Below are 17,292 nucleotides of genomic sequence, written 5' to 3'. Positions count from 1 at the left end.
TTAATTTCTCCAAAATGATGGAAGAAACAATACAAGTATAGCAAATAATTCTAACCTACCCAATATCATTCCAAGACTTAAAATCCATTTAGATATTTCCGGTAAGCTTGAAAAATTGCCATTAGGGCCAATTGTAGAGCCCAATCCTGGACCAACATTTGAGATAGAAGTTGCAGCTCCAGAAATTGAAGTAACAAAATCTAGACCACTTAAGGATAAAAATGCAGTTATTAAAAAAAATATAACCAAATAAAGAAAGATAAAAGAAATGATGGAAGCCATAAATTTATCATCAACATTATTTTTATCATATTTTATTATGAATATGCCTTTTGGATAAATAATCTTTTTTAATTGATTAATAATAAAAAGGTATAAAATTTGAATTCTAAAAATTTTAATTCCACATGTGGTAGAACCAGCACAACCACCAATGAACATTAAAGTTAGAAAGAAAATGAGTGGAAAATTACCCCATCCATCAAATTCTCCAGTAACATATCCCGTTCCACTTAATATAGAGATAACATTAAAACAAATAGTCCTAATATTTATTTGAGAAAAATCTTTGTTGTGAAAAAGTAAATAAATAAAAAGTATAATAATTGAAAAAATAATAATTTTTAAAAACGATTTTATTTGAACATCAGAGATAAGAATTTTTCTGTCTCCATTTAAAAATTTTATATAAGCAATAAAAGGTAAACTCCCTAATATGATGAAAACCATGGATGATATTTCGATAGGTAGACTATTAAAATATCCAATAGATTCGTTATAATTTGAAAAGCCACCAGTTGCTATCGTGGTCATTGAATGAGTTAAGCTATCAAAAATATTCATACCAAAAATTTTATATGTAGAAGCACAAAGCACGGTTAGACCTAAATAAACGTAAATTAGTCTAAGTGAAATTTCTTTTGATTTTGGTAATAGTTTTTCAGAAGAATCATTACTTGAAATTTTAAACAATTGCATTCCACCAACATTCATTATTGGCATTAAGGTTATTGCCATTACAATAATACCAATTCCACCTAACCATTGAAGCATTGCTCGCCACAAAAGTATCGATCTTGGAGCACTCTCTAAGTTGGAGATAATTGTCGACCCTGTCGTGGTGATTCCAGACATACTTTCAAAGAAAGAGTCAGTAATTGAAAGTTCAAGAGTAGAAAAAATAAAAGGTAAAGAACCAAATATTGCAATACTTAACCAAGAAAGAGCAGTTAATAAGAACGCTTGTTGTAGATTTAATTTTTTATCATGATTTAAATTTGTTAAAAAAAATAAAACACCAAATATTATAGAAATTATAGAGCCTCCAATAAAAGAGGAGTCAATTTCCGAATATATAAACTGAGCTATAATTGGAATCATCATGGAAATTCCAAGAATAATTTGCAAAACACCCAAGGTAAAAAAAACAGTTTTATAATTAGACATTTTGAAAGAACATTATTTTATGGTAAATAAATTTCAACTCTATAAGAATTAATAAAAACACCAAATATAAGATATTTGTTATTAAACAAAGTGATTGAAAAAGATAATTTAGATAAAACTAACGCATGGCCCTTTGTTGAGGCTAAAAAATTACTGCGTGAAAGAAAGTCCTTTATTGATAAAAAAGGTAAAATAATTTTACAAACTGGTTATGGTCCAAGTGGGCTGCCCCATATAGGTACATTTGGTGAAGTTGCAAGAACATCGATGATGGTTAATGCTTTAAAACAACTCACAGATATACCAACGGAAATCATAACCTTCTCTGATGACATGGATGGCTTTAGAAAAGTTCCAGAAAACGTTCCAAATCAAGAGCTCTTAAATAACAATCTTCATAAGCCTTTAACTCAAGTGCCAGATCCATTTGAAAAATTTTCAAGTTTTGGCGAACACAATAATGAAATGTTAAAAGATTTTTTAAATAAATTTAATTTTGAATATAATTTTCAAAGCTCTTCAGTTCTTTATAAGAGTGGTTTTTTTAATCCCACATTACAGATAATCCTAGAAAATTATCAAGGTATTATGGATATAATTCTTCCAACACTAGGGAAAGAAAGACAAAAAACTTACAGTCCATTTTTACCAATTTGTCCAGACACCGGTAAGGTTTTAGAAATTCCAGTTTTAGAAATACTAAAAGAAAAATCCAAAATTATATTTGATAATAATGGAAAAAAACTTGAGGTAAGTATCTTCGATGGGAATTGCAAATTACAATGGAAAGTAGATTGGGCAATGAGATGGTACGCTCTTGATATAGATTTTGAAATGTATGGAAAAGATCTAATTGAAAGTGCAATATTATCATCAAAAATAATCAAGTTAATTGGAAAAACAAACCCATCTGGGTTTGCTTATGAGCTTTTTTTAGATGAAAAAGGAGAAAAAATATCCAAATCAAAAGGAAATGGAATTACAATTGATCAGTGGCTGGAGTATGCATCACCCGAAAGTCTTTCATTGTATATGTATCAAAATCCCAAAAGAGCAAAAAAACTATATAAAGAAATAGTTCCTAAAACAGTCGATGAGTACTTGGACTTTATAGAAAAAGCTAAAACACAAAATGAGTTACAGCTATTAATGAATCCTGTTTGGCATGTGCATAATGGATTAATTCCTAAAGAAGATACTATTATGAGCTTTTCAATGCTTTTAAATTTAGTAGAAACGAGCAATGCAGACTCTAAGGAGTTACTTTGGAAGTTTGTAAAAAAATATAAAAAAAACCTTTTAGAAAAAGAACACCCAATTTTTGATAATCTTATAGGTTATGCGATTAAGTATTTTAATGACGTAATAAAATTACAAAAAAAATACAAAACCCCTGATGCAAATGAAAAAGTCGCATTAGAAGCACTGGTTAAGTCTCTTGATAGCTGCAATGATAAGATGTTGCCTGAGGATATTCAGACATTAATTTATTCAACGGGAAAAGAAAATGGTTACGCAGAAAACTTGCGTGATTGGTTTAAATTAATTTATGAGGTTGTTTTTGGAGATGAAAATGGACCAAGAATGGGATTTTTTATAAGTTTTTTTGGAGTAAACGAAACTAAAGAGTTAATTAAAGAAAAAATAAAATAATGTTTTCAAAATTCAGATCACTAATTTTCAAAATTGATCCTGAAACTGCTCATAATTTAGCAATTAAATCTTTAAAACTAAACATATTACCAAACATAGCTGATCAAAATAAAGGAGATCCAATATTTAAGGCTAATTTATTTGGTAAGAATATAGATAATCCAATAGGAATGGCTGCCGGGTTTGATAAAAATGCTGAAGTTTATAACCCACTGTTTAAACTTGGGTTTGGTTTTGTTGAAGTAGGAACGGTTACCCCACTTGAGCAATATGGAAATCCAAAGCCAAGAGTTTTTAGGTTGGTTGAAGATCAGGCTCTTATAAATAGGTTAGGTTTTAATAATTTAGGAGCAGAAAATATTAGCCATAGAATTAGATCTAATTCACATAAAGGTTTATTAGGAATCAACATAGGTCCCAATAAAGATAGTGAAGATAGATTAAATGATTATTTGATTGGACTAAGAAACTTTTATGATATCGCTGACTATATTACAGTTAATATTTCTTCGCCTAACACAGAAAATCTAAGAGCTTTTCATGATGAGACTAAATTTGATGAATTGTTGAATGCAATAGAAAAAGAAAAAGTTAAACTTAAATCAAAAATTCCAATTGTAGTAAAAATCTCTCCAGATATTTCAGACGAACAAATTGAACTAATAAGTAAAATTTTAATTAAACATAAAGTTAGTGCAATAATTGTTTCAAACACAACAGCTAAAAATAGAGAAAAATTGAATAATATTTTAAAGCATCAAAAGGGTGGGCTATCAGGCAAGCCACTAGAGGAAGAGGCCAATAAACTAATAAGTAAGTTTTATAAACTGCTTAAGGGCAAGATTGAAATTATAGGTGTAGGAGGTGTGGACTCGGGAGAAAGTGCTTATAAAAAGTTTCAGGTAGGAGCTAGCTATGTTCAGTTATATACAGGAATGGTTTTTCAAGGACCAAACATTGTAGGAAAGATAAAAAAAGAGCTTAAAGAAATATTAATTGACGAAGGTATTAAGAATTTTAAAGAAATAATAGGAAAGAAGCTGACTAATTGATCCTAATAAACTTGACGAGATCATGAACACATCTTATATAGTCACTAAATATTATGTCTAAAAAATGTGAATTAACTGGTAAAATTCCTATGAAAGGTCACAATGTTAGTCACGCTAACAATAAGACTAAAAGAAGATTTCTACCTAATTTAAAAAAAGCTAAATTTACAAGTGAACTTTTGAAAAGAAGTCTAACTTTAACTGTTAGTAATGCTGGTGTTAGAAGCGTTGATAAAAAAGGTACTTTTGATCAGTTTTTAAAGACTGTAAAAAATAAAAATATTTCACCTAGACTAAAAAAATTAAAAAAAAGTATATTAATTAAATCACCTTTTATTAAAAAAGCACCAAAAGCATCTCCTAGTAAATCAGCTTAATGAAAAAGTTTTTTATACTACTCTCATTTATAATGGGAGTTGTTGTCTTAACTTCAAATTATTTAGTACAATTTCCAATCAATTATTATGGTTTAGAAGAAATATTAACTTATGGTGCTTTTAGCTATCCAGTTGCTTTTTTAATTACGGATCTGGCAAATAGATCTTATGGCAAGGTTGTAGCTAGGAAAATTGTTTATGTTGGTTTTATTATAGGGATTGTATTTACTCTTTTCTTTTCAACAAATTTTGCAGACTTAATTTCAGTTAGAATTGCTATAGGTTCAGGTATAGCATTTATGGTTGCACAGTTGTTAGATGTTCAAATTTTTGACTATTTAAGAAAAAAGAAATGGTTTGTTGCTCCATTAACTTCCTCGTTAATCGGGTCTACTGTTGACACATTTTTATTCTTCTCCATCTCATTTTATGCAACGGGAATACCATGGGTCACTTTATCTCTAGGTGATTTAGCTGTTAAAATATTTGTTGCTTTAGCAATGTTAATTCCATTTAGATTATTATTAGGAACTTTTAAAGCTTCAAAAGCTTAGTATAAAAATTTGTACGACAATATTTTATAAGCAAGTTTTGCTACAAGAAAATTGTAAGAATTAAAACCTTTTATAGGTGAAAGTTCATTTATATCTGCACCAACAATATTAGAGTTTTTAGCAGCTATCCGTATGATATTTAAAGTTTCATCCCACAATAATCCACCTGGTTCAGGTGTGCCTGTTGCAGGCATTATGCTTGAATCTAAACCATCAACATCAAATGTTAAATAAACTGTTTTATTCTTTATCATTTTTTTAAATTTTTTTAGGTCCCATTTATTTTTGTCTTTTGCCCAAAAGATATCAATCCTAGATGAGTTTTTTTTTAAGAATGGTATTTCACTTTGAGATATATTTCTGATCCCAAATGAAATTATGGAAACATTTTTATGATCAAGACATCTCTTAATAGCTGAAGCATGTGAAAATTTTTCACCATTATAACTCTCTCTTAAATCTGCATGTGCGTCAAAATGTAGTAAACATATATCTTTGTATTTTTTTACAAATGGAGCAATACATCCAGGTGTTATTGAGTGCTCCCCACCAAAAGTGATTGGAAATAATTTTTTATCTAATATTTCTTGATTTATATCAGACATCTTTTTAAGAGCTTTTTTAATGTCTTTATCAATTTTAAATGGTTTTAAAGTTTTAATCCCAATTTTTTTATAGGGTTCACAATGTAACTCTTCATCATAAAGCTCAACTTGATGAGATGCTTTGATGATTTCTTTAGGGCCATTACGAGTGCCACCACCATAACTTACAGTTTTTTCTAAACCAAATGGAACAACTACTACTTTCTCTTTAAAATTAACATCATTGTCAATTCCTAGAAAACCATTTTTATTAGAAAGATATTTCAATTTTATTTAAATATTTTTGAGAAGTTTTTTCTCGTTCTATTTTTCCAATCACCTTTATGATAAGCATCGCTTGCAATCAAAGGAAGGACACTAGTTGCTTCTGCAAAAACCATTTGTTCTTTAGCAATATCTACTTTACCCCATGAGCTTGCCTCTTTTAATGTAGAGCTGCTGCAAGCACCATCTCTAGAGTCTGCTACTGTAATTTGAACTGCATATTTATGCATCTCAACTTCTTTTCCTAAAAGTTCAGCACAGATAACAGTATCTTGAACAAAGTTTTTAGGAACTCCTCCACCAATCATAAATAAGCCAGATCCTTTTGATTGAATCTTTATTTCAGTTAATTCACGAAGCTCTCTAATAGAATCTATCGTAATATGGTTTTTAGGATTATTTTCTTGATGAGTGACCAATCCAAAACCAGCACTTGAGTCTGTAAATGCAGGACAAAAAATGGGAACATTATTGTCATATGCAGTTTCAATTAAAGAATCTTTTTTTTTAGAATTTTCCTTTAAATATTTTCCCATTTCATAAATAAATTCTCTTGATGTGTAACTTCTAGGATCAAGTGTATCTGCTATTTCACATATTTTTCGATCACATTCCTGTAATTCATCTTCATCAATATATGTATCATAAATTCTATCTATATAATTTTTTCTTAATTCAGTGTCATCTTGAAATTGTGAGCCTTGATAATGTTTAAAGCCTAAAGCTTCAAAAAAATCCATATCAACTATTGAAGCTCCTGTAGCAATAATTGCATCAACCATATTGTATTTAACTAAATCTTTATAAATATTCATACATCCCGCAGCAGAAGTGGAACCAGCAAGTGTTAAAAAAATTGTACAATCCTTATCTTGAATCATTTCATTAAAAATGTTGGCTGCATTTGCTGTTTCTCTTGAAACAAAAGACATTTTTTCCATTGAGGAAATTATCTTTCTTGCATCAAACGATGTAATATCTATGTGTTCAACTGGATTTTGTAAGAAGCTTTTTTTGCTATTATGAGTTAAATTTTTGTTTTCTGACATTAGGCAACTAGTATAGCCTTATTGCTGTCTTTACCATACATGGTCATTATTGGCTCATCTTCTACTTCATAAATTTCATTAGAATAAAAACCATTAAATTGAGTTCTAAAAGTTAGACCGTAGGCTCCAAGCTGACCTAGTTCAATATAATCATTTTCTTTAATATTATTTGGAAGTAAAAATGGTCCTTTCATGTAATCCATGCTATCGCAGGTGGGGCCATAAAAATCAAAAGCAGTTAATTTTTTTGATATTATCTTGCTAGATTTAATTAAACGAGATGGGTAAACCATATTTGGTGTACCAGCATCAAAAAGAGTTCCGTATGTTCCATCATTTATATAAAGTTTTTGTTTTTTTCTAAGATTTACTCTGACAATTGTAGAACCACTTTCTGCAACTATTGCTCTTCCAGGCTCACATAATAATTCTGGAAGTTTTTCTAGTTCTAAATTAGTTAAACTTTTTTTTATTTCTTCAAAATAATTTTCTAAAGGTTGAGGTACTAAATCAGGATAGATTGCAGGAAATCCACCACCAATGTTTATATAATCAGGAATAATTTTTGTTTTTTTTATTATGTTTCCAATCTCTCCAATTCCTTTTGCATAAGAAATTGGGTGCATACATTGAGAACCAACGTGAAAACTTAAGCCAATTTTTTTTGCATATTGTTTTGTTAGTCTTAATAAACCAGTAGCTTCAGAGGTTAATACACCAAATTTTTTAGATAGATCTATTTGAGCATGTTCATTTGAAACAGCAACTCTTACAAATAGTTCAAGATCTTTTGCTTGATTGGTTGCTTCAATAATTTTTATTAATTCATCTTTAGTATCTAAAGAAAAAGTTTTAATATTATAGTTAAAGTAAGCTTCCTTAATACTTTCTCTACTCTTAACAGTATGCATATATGAGCATTTTGCATCAGGGGAGATAGCTCTTATGTCTTTAATCTCTTGAATTGAAGCTACATCAAAGTTTTCAATTCCACTTTCTACTATTGTTTTTAAAACCTCAGGATGTGAGTTAGTTTTAACAGCATATAGAACTTTACCAGGAAATTTATTTCTAAAATAAGTAGAAGCAGACTGTATAGATTTTTTTCTAATACAATAAATAGGCTTTTCTGGTTTTAGTTGATTTATAAGCTCATCAACTGTTTTAAATTTTTGCATTTCATATGTCTCCAAAAAAAATTTAATAAAAAAAAGTTCTTAAATACTTAAAAACTTTCATATAAATCATGCAATTAAGGCAATACTTAATTAATGTAAAGCAAATAATGGGTGTTGAAATTATCAGATAAGGCACCATATTAATAATATGGTTGAAGCAGCTAATTTAAAAAAATTAAGTGATTTTGATAATAAATCCTTATTAATTGTTGATGATGACAATCCCTTTAGAGACAGGCTTGCAAGAGCCATGGAAAAAAAGGGATTTGAGGTTTTTCAAGCTGAGGGTGTACAAAAAGGAATACTGTCTGTTAAAGAGAAAAAACCAGCTTTTGCAGTTGTCGACTTAAGACTAGCTGATGGAAATGGACTTGAAGTAGTAAAGCAAATTCAAATTTCTAATCCAAGCAGTAGAATTATAATGTTAACAGGATATGGAAATATTCCAACGGCTGTTGCTGCGATTAAAGAAGGTGCAATTGATTACTTAGCAAAGCCAGCAGACGCAGATGATGTTGAGAAAGCATTACTAGCCGATCCAGAGAAAAAAGCTGAACCACCAGAAAACCCTATGTCAGCTGATAGAGTTAAGTGGGAACATATTCATAGAGTTTTTGAATTATGCAATAGAAATGTATCTGAGACTGCTAGAAGACTTAAAATGCACAGAAGAACGTTACAAAGAATTTTATCTAAAAGATCCCCTAGATAAATTTTCTAAATTTGATAATTTTTTTAGCCAATATAGCCAATAAGCAAATTTTAAATAATTCAGCTAATAAAAATGGTGTCACTCCTAATTGAAGAATTGGTTTATCCCATCCAATTAAAGTTCCCAACCAAATAGCTCCAAACACATAGATTACAGAAACAGAAAATATTAATTTTCCAAAAATTATAAAAATATTTTTATTAAGATTTAAATAGCCCGCAAAAAAAGAAGCAAATAAAAATCCAATTAAATATCCCATTGTTGGACCAGTAAAATAAACTATTCCAATACCTTTTTCTGGTGAGTTAGAAAATACAGGCATACCTAGAATACCCTCCAGAAGATAAACAGCTACAGATGCCAGGCCAATTTTATACCCGAAAGCAATTCCTAAAAAAAGAACTACAAAAGTTTGCATTGTCATAGGCACAGGATAAAATGGTATTTTTAATTTAGCTGAAATAGTTAAAGCCATTGTTCCTATAAAAATTAGAATAAATGTTTTTAATACATTTTGAATTGTATTTGTTTTTAATAGATCCATATCCACAAATTACTATTTATTAATGTGATAATCTAGTTTTTTATTAATCTTAAAAAAACATCCTCTAAATCACCGTCGTCAGTTGAAATATCTATAATTTTGACGTTATTTTTCTTAATTAAATTAATTAATTCTTCCATATTAATTTTACTTTTTTCATAAGAAACACAAACTTCATTATCTAAGTGTGAAACTATTTTTAAAGATTCTAGATCATCATTGTTAATATTTATCTTTATATCAGTTTTAAAGGTTACTTTTTTGGTTTGAATTCTATCTAATAAATTCTTAGTGCTGTCTAGGGCAACAATATTTCCTTTATTTAATATAGCTATTCTTCCACACATTTCCTCAGCCTCCTCGAGGTAATGAGTTGTTAAAATGATTGTTACACCAAGTTCATTTAATAATTTTACATTTTTCCATAAATTTTGTCTTAACTCCACATCAACACCAGCAGTAGGTTCATCTAGAATAACTATTGGTGGCTGATGAACTAAAGCTTTAGCCATTAACAATCTTCTTTTCATTCCACCAGATAAACTTCTAGCATAGCTGTTAGCTTGTTTTTCTAAGGACACTAATTTTAGAATTGTATCTGTAATTCTATCTTTTTCTTTAATTCCATAAAGACCAGCCTGTAATTCTAATAATTTTCTTGGGCTAAAAAATGGATCAAGATTTACTTCTTGAGGAACTATTCCAACCGAAGCTCTAACTTGTCTTGGGTTTTTATCTAAGTCAAAACCCCAGACACTTACTTGTCCTGCTGTTTTTACTACTGTTCCAGCTAAAATATTTATAAATGTTGTTTTCCCAGCACCATTAGGACCAAGAAGGCCAAAAATTTCTCCTTCTTTCACGTCTAAGTTTAAATCGTTTAACGCAAGGTTGTCCCCAGCTTGTTTGTTTGAATAAATTTTTTTTAAATTTTTAACAGAAAGTATATTTTTTTGCTCCATGCGTGGTAATACATTTATAGTATTTAAAATATTTAAGATAATATTATTTAATGGATAAAATAAAAAAAACAGATCATTTTTATTTAATAGATGGTTCGGGTTACATTTTTAGAGCTTATTATGCATTACCACCCCTAACTAGAAAAAGTGACGGTCTTCCAGTAGGTGCAGTTAGTGGATTTTGCAGTATGCTATTTAAACTATTAGAGGATTCAAAATCAAATGAAAATCTTCAAAAACCAACTCACTTTGCTGTAATATTTGATGCTGCTAGAAAAACTTTTAGAAATGAAATTTATTCAGACTATAAAGCTAATAGATCAGAAGCCCCAGATGATTTAGCACCACAGTTTGAATACATAAGAAAGTCTGTAGTTGCTTTTAATTTACCATCTGTAGATCTTCCAAATTATGAAGCAGATGATTTAATAGCCACTTATGTAGAACAAATTTTAGCAAAGGGTGCAAAGGTGACAATAGTCTCTTCAGATAAAGACTTAATGCAATTGTATAGAAAAGACGTTCGTATATTCGATCCTATGAAAAATAAATTTATAACACCTGAAGATATAGTAACTAAATTTGGAGTGGGCCCAGAAAAAGTTATTGATGTTCAATCCTTAGCTGGAGACAGTAGCGATAATGTTCCGGGAGTACCTGGGATAGGTGTAAAAACTGCAGCAGAACTGATTAATAAGTATGGAACCCTAGAAAAATTATTAGATAACGCTCAAGAAATAAAACAAAATAAACGAAGAGAAACACTTATAGAGAACAAAGATAAAGCGATAATTAGCAAAAAATTAGTGACACTAATGAAGGATGCTCCAGTTGAAAGAAAGTTAGAGGAATTTCATCTAAAGAAGATTGATAAAGATAAACTATATAAATTTTTAAGAGAAATGGAGTTTAATAGACTTCTTAGTTCTGTCATTTCTGCATACGGAGAACCGCTGTTAGAAGAGACAGCAAAAGAGACAAAGCCTGAAAAAAAACATCAAAATATAAGTAAAAAAAATTATCATCTAATTACTAATGAAAAAGAAATAGATGAGTGGATTAACGAAGCAGAAGAAGCTGGAGAGCTAGCAATTGATACAGAAACTAGTTCTTTAGATGCACATCAGGCTGATTTAGTGGGAATTTCATTAAGCACTAAAATTGGCAAGGCTTGTTATATTCCAATTGGTCATAAGTTTAAAGGATGTTTAAAAAAGGAAACTGTAATTAAAAAACTCAAACCACTTTTAGAAGACAAGAGTGTAAAAAAAATTGGTCAAAATATTAAGTTTGATTTTATTGTATTGTATAAACAGGGAATAAATATGAATTCAATGGAGGATACAATGCTGATGTCTTATGTATTAGATGCTGGAAAAAATAGACATAATATGGATACCTTGTCTGAGATTCATCTACAGCATAAAACAATTTCATTTAAAGAAATTGTTGGTACAGGTAAAAAAGAAATAAACTTTAGTGATGTAGAGCTAGATAAGGCAATGGAGTATGCTGCTGAAGATGCTGATATTACTTACAGATTATACAAAATATTTAGTAAAAATTTAAAATTAGAGAAATTAACTAATATTTATGAAATCTTTGAAAAACCTTTAATTAAGATACTAGCATTTATGGAAATTGAAGGAATTAAAATTGATAATAAATTTTTAAAGGTTTTGTCTGAAAAATTTGAAAAAAAAATAAGTAAACTAGAAAAAGAAGTTTTTAAAATTTCAAAAAAAGAATTTAATATTGCATCACCAAAACAATTAGGTGAAATTATTTATAATGATTTAAAAATTGCTGTACTTAAAAAAACTAGAAAAGGTAGTTTTGCCACAAATGCAAGTGTGTTAGAAGACTTAGCATTTAAAGGACATGAATTTCCAAAATTAATTCTAGATTGGAGACAAGTGTCCAAGCTTAAAAACACTTACTCAGATGCCTTACCTGAACACATTAATCCAAATACTAAACGAGTTCACACATCATTTTTATTGGCAGCAACAACAACAGGAAGACTGGCATCCAGTGATCCAAACCTACAAAATATTCCTATTAAATCAGAAGATGGTAAAGATATAAGAAAAGCTTTTATAGCAGAAAAGGGCTTCACATTAATATCTGCAGATTATAATCAGATTGAAATGAGAATTTTAGCTGACTTGGCAGAAGTTAAGGAGCTGAAAAAAGCGTTTAATAACAATGAAGATATTCATTCTCTTACAGCAAGCCAAGTATTTAACGTTAATATTAAAAAAGTAGACCAAGACATGAGAAGGAAGGCTAAGGCTATTAATTTTGGAATAATTTATGGTATTTCACAATATGGACTTGCAAAACAAATCAACGTTTCAAATCATGAAGCAGATGAATTTTTAAATGCTTATTTTTTAAAATTTCCCGAAATAAAAATTTATATGGATAATACAATTAAGTTTTGCAGAAAAAGTGGATATGTAACCAATATTTTTGGTCGAAGATCTCATTTTAATGGAATTAATGATAAAAATTTCAATGTAAGAAATTTTCAAGAAAGAGCAGCTATTAATGCTCCTATTCAAGGATCAGCATCAGAAATCATGCGACTTGCAATGATTAGACTTAATAAAAAATTTGAAAGTATTAAAAATAATAAATCAAAAATATTATTACAAATTCATGATGAGTTAATTTTTGAGGTTCCAGTAAAAGAAGTCAAAAATATAACTGAAATAATCAAGGATGAAATGACGAGTGTTACAAAAAGTGATTTACACACTTTTTCAACACCATTGACGGTAGACGTGAATACAGGGGACAATTGGGGAATACTTCATTAATTTATCTTCATTGCCTAAATTAGAACAATTTAGTATTTTTAAAGTAGAATATGCAAACTCAAACAATAGCTCTTATTGATGACGATAGAAATATACTCACAAGTATAAGTATAGCTCTTGAAAAAGAAGGCTTTAAAGTTCAAACTTATATTGATGGAGAAAGTGCTCTAATTGGGTTAACTAGAAATCCACCAGACCTTGCTGTTATAGATATAAAAATGCCAAAAATGGATGGTGAAGAGCTTTTAAAAAAGTTAAGAAAAAAAACTTCCTTGCCTGTAATTTTTTTAACTTCAAAAGATGATGAAATAGATGAATTATTAGGTTTAAAATTGGGTGCAGATGATTTTATAAAAAAGTCAGGAGGTTTTTCCATTAAAGTTTTAATAGAAAGAATAAGGGTTCAACTTAGAAAAAAAGATATTAACAATAATCTTGAAGACACAAAAAATATTATTTCGCATGGGAAGCTAAAACTTGACCCTTCACAACTTGAATGTGAATGGGATAACAAGCAACTACCAGATAAACTAACTACTACAGAATTTTTAATAGTTAAAGAATTAGCAAAGAGACCGGGAATAATAAAAGAAAGAGCTCAGCTTATGGACATTGCCTATCGAGAAGATACTGATATTGAAGATAGAACTATTGATAGTCATGTTAAAAGAATTAGAAAAAAATTTAAAAAAGTTGATCCTGATTTTACAGCTATAGAAACAAGATATGGCAGTGGATACAGATGGAACGTTAGTTAATGTTCAGCAATTTTCTAAAAAGTTTATCTATATTAAAAAAATTTTTATTCATTAATTTGGTTATTTTTTTAATTATAGGAATTTTAACAGCGCTTTACATTAGCAATGCAAAACCTAATTTAATAAAAAATAAAACCTCCAAACATATTCAAATAATTAACAATACAATTGAGCATATTTTAAGGTTAAATATAAAATTTGAGGAAGAAGATATTAGAAAATTTTTATTTTCAACAAGATTTTTATTTCAAAACTTAGATAGAGTTATCTTATTTGATAATCAATTTAATTTAGTAGGTGATACTGATACGCTAGATTTAGACCCAAGATCCTTTTCTAGTAGACTAGATATAGTTGAGCTAGAAATATTAGACGAAGAAAAAAGCAAAAAAATTGTTGAAACAAAAAACATAAATAAAGAAAAAACTGTTTCATTCAAAGATGTTCTTACTAATTATTCGTGGTCAAAAGATTATGGAAAGCCCTTTACTTTTATACAGGAAGGCTATGATCAATTTTTACTAACAACAGTTAAAAACATTACACTAAATGGAGTTAATATTGGATACCTAGCAATTTCAGAAAATGCTAATGATGTAAAATCTGCTATTGATGAAAGAAAAACATTTATTCTAAGAACAGCAATATTTATAATTATAGTAATATTTATATTCTCTTTTGTTTTAAATAGATATTTTCTAAAACCTATAAAGAATTTAGTAGCATATACAAAAATTATAAAAGAAAAGAGCAAAAAAAAAACAAATATTAATGAACTTAAAAGTAGAAATGACGAGCTAGGAACTTTGTCAAATTCGTTAGATGATATGACAAGTGAACTTCAAAAAAGAATTTCACATGCCGAAAATTTTTCAACTGATCTTGTTCATGAGATAAGAAACCCCTTAACATCATTAAAAAGTGCTTCAGAAATATTGAATGAGACTGATGATCAATCTCAAAGAAGTAAATTAATTAGTATTCTCAATCATGATGTTCAAAGAATTGAAAGATTGATCACTGATTATTCTCAAATACTAAAAGATGAGGTTGCATTAAGTAAAGAAAAAATGAAAAAAATTAATCTCAAATTAATTGCAAGATCTGTAGTAGATGATTTTAATAATATTTATGAAGCAAAAAGAGGAATTAAAATAATGTTAAATGATCAAGATGATCAAGAAGAATATTTTATTAATGGAATAGAAAATAGAATTGAACAAATTATTGCAAATTTATTAGATAATTCAATTTCATTTAGTGATGATAACAAAAAAATCTTAGTTGAAATTTACAAAGGAGATAAAGATAAAATTATTTTTAAAGTTATTGATGAAGGTAAAGGATTTAAGGAAACAGATACAAAAAAAATATTTAATAGATTTTATAGTAATAGACCGGACACCTTTGGAGAGCATTCTGGTTTAGGCTTAAATATAGTAAAAAACCTTGTTGAACTCCATAGTGCTACCATTAATGCCTCAAACAATGTAACCCAAGAAGGTGCAAATGTTGAGATTGTCTTCCCTAAAGTTTAATCATAAGTTGATTAATTAAATTTTTATTATATAAAACTGAGCAATGGATGATTTTAAAGTCAAAGATATATCGTTAGCAGACTTTGGAAGAAAAGAAATTTCAATAGCTGAAAGTGAAATGCCTGGTCTAATGGCATTAAGAGAAGAATACTCAGGAAAAGCACCCTTAAAAGGAGCAAGAATATTGGGATGTCTTCATATGACAATTCAAACAGCAGTTTTAATTGAAACTTTAGTAGAGCTTGGAGCAGAGGTTAGATGGTCTTCTTGTAATATTTTTTCAACACAAGATCATGCTGCTGCAGCAATAGCTAAAGCAGGAATACCAGTTTTTGCTTGGAAAGGTGAAACTGAAGAGGAAGCTGTATGGTGCATCAGACAAACAATAGAAGGTAAAAAAGACTGGAAAGCAAATATGCTCTTAGATGATGGTGGTGATTTAACTGCAATGATGCACAGTGATTACAAAGATTTGTTAAAGGAAGTAAAAGGTGTTTCAGAAGAAACAACGACTGGAATTAAAGCATTAAACAAAATGGAAAAAGATGGAACATTAATGATTCCAGCAATTAATGTTAATGACTCAGTTACAAAATCAAAATTTGATAACCTATATGGTTGTAGAGAAAGTTTAGTAGATGGAATTAGAAGAGCCACAGATGTAATGATGTCTGGTAAAGTTGCAATTGTAGCAGGCTTTGGGGATGTTGGAAAAGGTAGTGCTGCATCTTTAAGACAAAGTGGTGCTCGAGTAATGGTTACAGAAGCGGATCCAATTTGTGCACTCCAAGCAGCAATGGAAGGCTATGAAGTAGTTTTAATGGATGAAGCTATAAGTAAGGCAGATATTGTTGTTACTGCTACAGGTAATATAGATATTGTTACTGCAGATCATATGAGAAATATGAAAGATAGAGCAATCCTTTGTAATATTGGACACTTCGATAATGAGATTCAAGTAGAAGCCTTAAAAAATTATAAATGGACAGAAGTAAAACCAGAAGTTGATGAAATAGAATTAGTTGATGGAAAGAGAATTATTCTTTTAGCCAAAGGTAGATTGGTAAATTTAGGTTGTGCAACAGGGCATCCAAGTTTTGTAATGAGTGCATCATTTACAAATCAAGTAATGGCTCAAATTGAACTTTGGCATAATCATAAAAATTATGAAAATAAAGTTTATGTATTACCAAAATCATTAGATGAAAAAGTGGCAATGCTTCACTTAAAAAAAGTAGGTGCTAAACTTACGAAACTATCAAAAGACCAAGCTGACTATATAAGTGTTGAAACAGAAGGTCCATTCAAACCAGATGCTTATCGCTACTAATAGCGAAAAAATAGATATCTCCCTAGAAGATAAAACATCTGAGCTAGCTAAAAGTTTTTCAAGAACACTACAAAAAGGAGATGTAGCTTATTTTCATGGAGAAATAGGTGTTGGCAAAACCACATTTATAAGACACCTCATTAATAATCTTCAACAATTAAATAAAATCAATTTAACTGAAGTTACTAGTCCTACCTTTAATTTGGTAAATGAATATGATGTTGGAAATTTTATAATACAGCATTACGATTTGTACAGGTTGACTGACTATAGTGAGATAAAAAACATTGGTTTATTTGAAAATAGAGAAGAAGTTGTGACATTAATTGAATGGCCTGAGAAAATAAAAGAAACTATTGATTCCAAAATTGATTTACATTTTGAATACAATGATGATTTAAGTAAAAGATATTTAACAATTAAGGGCGTTAAAAATAAATAATAG

General features: G+C 29.1%; 16 protein-coding genes. 10 read left to right on the top strand and 6 right to left on the bottom strand.

Annotation, left to right across the window (positions count from 1 at the left end):
* Window positions 1-1,446 (bottom strand): TrkH family potassium uptake protein, encoded by a 1,446-nt coding sequence (locus tag AC5SML_RS06140; RefSeq protein WP_271564182.1) that lies wholly within the window; start codon window positions 1,444-1,446, stop codon window positions 1-3.
* A gap of 90 nt (window positions 1,447-1,536) precedes the next feature.
* On the opposite strand from AC5SML_RS06140, the gene AC5SML_RS06135 reads away from it, so the two are divergent.
* From AC5SML_RS06135 to AC5SML_RS06120, 4 genes are read left to right on the top strand one after another with little or no spacing between them, the layout of a single operon-like run.
* Window positions 1,537-3,099, top strand: coding sequence for a lysine--tRNA ligase (locus tag AC5SML_RS06135; RefSeq protein WP_236608322.1), 1,563 nt, complete (start codon window positions 1,537-1,539; stop codon window positions 3,097-3,099).
* Window positions 3,099-4,151 carry a quinone-dependent dihydroorotate dehydrogenase gene (locus AC5SML_RS06130; RefSeq protein ID WP_494617063.1) on the top strand — a complete coding sequence of 351 codons (1,053 nt, stop codon included), beginning with the start codon at window positions 3,099-3,101 and terminating at the stop codon, window positions 4,149-4,151. The genes AC5SML_RS06135 and AC5SML_RS06130 overlap by 1 nt, the downstream gene beginning before the upstream one ends.
* 53 nt (window positions 4,152-4,204) lie before the next feature.
* Window positions 4,205-4,528 (top strand): 50S ribosomal protein L28, encoded by a 324-nt coding sequence (rpmB, locus tag AC5SML_RS06125; RefSeq protein WP_006997702.1) that lies wholly within the window; start codon window positions 4,205-4,207, stop codon window positions 4,526-4,528.
* Entirely contained in the window at window positions 4,528-5,082 is a 555-nt protein-coding gene (locus AC5SML_RS06120) for a queuosine precursor transporter (RefSeq protein WP_018413597.1), read from the top strand. The genes rpmB and AC5SML_RS06120 overlap by 1 nt, the downstream gene beginning before the upstream one ends.
* On the opposite strand, the gene speB is transcribed toward AC5SML_RS06120, so the two are convergent.
* From speB to AC5SML_RS06105, 3 genes are read right to left on the bottom strand one after another with little or no spacing between them, the layout of a single operon-like run.
* Window positions 5,079-5,954, bottom strand: coding sequence for an agmatinase (speB, locus tag AC5SML_RS06115; protein ID WP_271616154.1), 876 nt, complete (start codon window positions 5,952-5,954; stop codon window positions 5,079-5,081). The genes AC5SML_RS06120 and speB overlap by 4 nt on opposite strands.
* 2 nt (window positions 5,955-5,956) lie before the next feature.
* Window positions 5,957-7,000 carry a 1,9-bis(guanidino)-5-aza-nonane synthase gene (locus tag AC5SML_RS06110; protein ID WP_018413595.1) on the bottom strand — a complete coding sequence of 348 codons (1,044 nt, stop codon included), beginning with the start codon at window positions 6,998-7,000 and terminating at the stop codon, window positions 5,957-5,959.
* Window positions 7,000-8,178, bottom strand: coding sequence for a type III PLP-dependent enzyme (locus AC5SML_RS06105; protein ID WP_018413594.1), 1,179 nt, complete (start codon window positions 8,176-8,178; stop codon window positions 7,000-7,002). The genes AC5SML_RS06110 and AC5SML_RS06105 overlap by 1 nt, the downstream gene beginning before the upstream one ends.
* Window positions 8,179-8,326: 148 nt before the next feature.
* Between AC5SML_RS06105 and AC5SML_RS06100 the strand changes: the two genes are divergently transcribed.
* Window positions 8,327-8,890 carry an ActR/PrrA/RegA family redox response regulator transcription factor gene (locus tag AC5SML_RS06100; RefSeq protein ID WP_006997707.1) on the top strand — a complete coding sequence of 188 codons (564 nt, stop codon included), beginning with the start codon at window positions 8,327-8,329 and terminating at the stop codon, window positions 8,888-8,890.
* Here AC5SML_RS06100 and AC5SML_RS06095 read toward each other — a convergent pair.
* Together AC5SML_RS06095 and AC5SML_RS06090 are read right to left on the bottom strand one after the other, a co-directional pair.
* The gene (locus tag AC5SML_RS06095) at window positions 8,883-9,434 is read right to left on the bottom strand and encodes a biotin transporter BioY (protein WP_494617061.1); all 552 of its coding nucleotides are present in this window, start codon (window positions 9,432-9,434) and stop codon (window positions 8,883-8,885) included. The two genes, AC5SML_RS06100 and AC5SML_RS06095, sit on opposite strands and share 8 nt — an antisense overlap.
* Before the next feature lie 32 nt (window positions 9,435-9,466).
* Window positions 9,467-10,396, bottom strand: a complete 930-nt coding sequence (locus AC5SML_RS06090) for an ABC transporter ATP-binding protein (RefSeq protein WP_018413592.1) — start codon at window positions 10,394-10,396, stop codon at window positions 9,467-9,469.
* 50 nt (window positions 10,397-10,446) lie between these two features.
* On the opposite strand from AC5SML_RS06090, the gene polA reads away from it, so the two are divergent.
* Genes polA through AC5SML_RS06065 form a run of 5 tightly spaced genes read left to right on the top strand, consistent with a single transcriptional unit; the run spans window position 10,447 to window position 17,289 of the window.
* On the top strand, window positions 10,447-13,221 hold the full coding sequence (gene polA, locus AC5SML_RS06085; protein ID WP_027306908.1) for a DNA polymerase I: 2,775 nt from the start codon (window positions 10,447-10,449) through the stop codon (window positions 13,219-13,221).
* 50 nt (window positions 13,222-13,271) lie between these two features.
* The gene (locus AC5SML_RS06080; protein WP_006997711.1) at window positions 13,272-13,979 is read left to right on the top strand and encodes a response regulator transcription factor; all 708 of its coding nucleotides are present in this window, start codon (window positions 13,272-13,274) and stop codon (window positions 13,977-13,979) included.
* Window positions 13,979-15,517, top strand: coding sequence for a sensor histidine kinase (locus AC5SML_RS06075; protein WP_006997712.1), 1,539 nt, complete (start codon window positions 13,979-13,981; stop codon window positions 15,515-15,517). Before AC5SML_RS06080 ends, AC5SML_RS06075 begins: the two co-directional genes overlap by 1 nt.
* Window positions 15,518-15,560: 43 nt before the next feature.
* The gene (gene ahcY / locus AC5SML_RS06070) at window positions 15,561-16,847 is read left to right on the top strand and encodes an adenosylhomocysteinase (protein WP_006997713.1); all 1,287 of its coding nucleotides are present in this window, start codon (window positions 15,561-15,563) and stop codon (window positions 16,845-16,847) included.
* Window positions 16,831-17,289, top strand: a complete 459-nt coding sequence (locus AC5SML_RS06065; protein ID WP_006997714.1) for a bifunctional tRNA (adenosine(37)-N6)-threonylcarbamoyltransferase complex ATPase subunit type 1 TsaE/phosphotransferase — start codon at window positions 16,831-16,833, stop codon at window positions 17,287-17,289. The genes ahcY and AC5SML_RS06065 overlap by 17 nt, the downstream gene beginning before the upstream one ends.
* Window positions 17,290-17,292: the final 3 nt, after the last annotated feature.

The sequence above is a fragment of the Candidatus Pelagibacter sp. PS_17 genome, from assembly GCF_059417945.1.
Note: the sequence above shows the minus strand (reverse complement) of the source record. Positions and strands in the feature narration are given on the sequence as shown.

Coding starts and splice junctions, on each gene's coding strand:
- AC5SML_RS06140 (WP_271564182.1), bottom strand. CDS start 1,446: ATGTCTAATTATAAAACTGTTTTTTTTACCTTGGGTGTTTTGCAAATT.
- AC5SML_RS06130 (WP_494617063.1), top strand. CDS start 3,099: ATGTTTTCAAAATTCAGATCACTAATTTTCAAAATTGATCCTGAAACT.
- rpmB (WP_006997702.1), top strand. CDS start 4,205: ATGTCTAAAAAATGTGAATTAACTGGTAAAATTCCTATGAAAGGTCAC.
- AC5SML_RS06120 (WP_018413597.1), top strand. CDS start 4,528: ATGAAAAAGTTTTTTATACTACTCTCATTTATAATGGGAGTTGTTGTC.
- AC5SML_RS06110 (WP_018413595.1), bottom strand. CDS start 7,000: ATGTCAGAAAACAAAAATTTAACTCATAATAGCAAAAAAAGCTTCTTA.
- AC5SML_RS06105 (WP_018413594.1), bottom strand. CDS start 8,178: ATGCAAAAATTTAAAACAGTTGATGAGCTTATAAATCAACTAAAACCA.
- AC5SML_RS06100 (WP_006997707.1), top strand. CDS start 8,327: ATGGTTGAAGCAGCTAATTTAAAAAAATTAAGTGATTTTGATAATAAA.
- AC5SML_RS06095 (WP_494617061.1), bottom strand. CDS start 9,434: ATGGATCTATTAAAAACAAATACAATTCAAAATGTATTAAAAACATTT.
- AC5SML_RS06090 (WP_018413592.1), bottom strand. CDS start 10,396: ATGGAGCAAAAAAATATACTTTCTGTTAAAAATTTAAAAAAAATTTAT.
- polA (WP_027306908.1), top strand. CDS start 10,447: ATGGATAAAATAAAAAAAACAGATCATTTTTATTTAATAGATGGTTCG.
- AC5SML_RS06080 (WP_006997711.1), top strand. CDS start 13,272: ATGCAAACTCAAACAATAGCTCTTATTGATGACGATAGAAATATACTC.
- AC5SML_RS06075 (WP_006997712.1), top strand. CDS start 13,979: ATGTTCAGCAATTTTCTAAAAAGTTTATCTATATTAAAAAAATTTTTA.
- ahcY (WP_006997713.1), top strand. CDS start 15,561: ATGGATGATTTTAAAGTCAAAGATATATCGTTAGCAGACTTTGGAAGA.
- AC5SML_RS06065 (WP_006997714.1), top strand. CDS start 16,831: ATGCTTATCGCTACTAATAGCGAAAAAATAGATATCTCCCTAGAAGAT.